The organism is Candidatus Symbiopectobacterium sp. NZEC135 (assembly GCF_025962695.1).
The window spans coordinates 1-1,023 of record NZ_JAGFPF010000699.1; the positions used below are offsets into that span (position 1 = coordinate 1).

The 1,023-nt window shown below is 56.7% G+C and carries 2 protein-coding genes; both read right to left on the bottom strand.

What is annotated here, in order from left to right; translation table 11 throughout:
* Window positions 1–564 (bottom strand): ABC transporter permease (locus J5224_RS29830; RefSeq protein ID WP_264628672.1); only part of this gene is annotated, 564 nt, incomplete at its 3' end.
* A 7-nt stretch (window positions 565–571) separates the two neighbouring features.
* Window positions 572–1,023, bottom strand: a 452-nt coding sequence (locus J5224_RS29835) for an ABC transporter permease (RefSeq protein WP_264628673.1), incomplete at its 5' end; no start/stop codon positions are given.

A 1,023-nucleotide genomic window follows, 5' to 3' on the forward strand; every position in this document is an offset into this window, starting at 1 on the left:
AATCAGCGGCAGCGTGATGCGATGAAACACCTGCCAGGGCGATGCGCCGTGGATACGCGCCGCCTCTTCAATGCGCGGATCGACGGCGAGCAGGCTCATGGTCACGGTTCTGACCGTATAGGGCAGCGTAATGCCCAGGTGCGCCACAGCAATACCGGTATAAGTATCAAGCAGACCAAGCGGTGCCAATACCAACATCAGCCCGACGGCCAATACGATATGCGGTACCAAAAACGGTGCCACGGCCAGAAAGGCGATAACAGATCGGCCGCGAAACTGAAAGCGCGTCAGGGCGAAAGCCAGCAGTACACCCACCACAATGGCCCCAACACCCACGGAAATCCCCAGCGTCAGGCTGCGCCCAAACGCGGCAATAAACACCGGATTATGCAGCACCTTGATATACGAGCCCAGCGACAGCTCAGCGGGTGGGAAGGCAAGATACTGGCGCGTGTCGAATGAAATAATAAACACGATGATAATCGGTGCCAGCAGAAAAAGATAAAGTAGAAAGATAAAGCTGTGCCAGGCGAGAGTGCCTGGCTGCCAAGCGCGAGATATCATGGTGGTCTCACTGTTCCAGTGCCCGTAAGGCACGTTGATAAAGCACAATAATGCTACTGAACAACACCAGCAACAGTACGGAAAGTGCCGCTGCCAGCGGCCAGTTGAGGGTCACGGTCGCTTCGCTGAAAATTTCGGTACCCAGCACAAACACCCGTCCACCACCCATCAGGCGCGGGGTGACAAACGCCGAGATGGCCAACACGAAAACCAGCAGTGCGGCGGTTAATACCCCCGGCAAACTGAGCGGCAGCGTGATGCGTAAAAACACGCGCCAGCGTGCGGCACCCAGCATCTGCGCGGCTTCTTCCAGTTGCTGATTAAGCCGTCCGAAACCGCTCAGCATGGCGAGAATGGCGTAGGGCATCAGGATTTCAATCAACGCAAGGGTCGCGCCGAGCGTATTGTTACTCAGACGCCAGGGCGTTGCTGTCAGTGATAACGCCTGTAGCGTCGCAT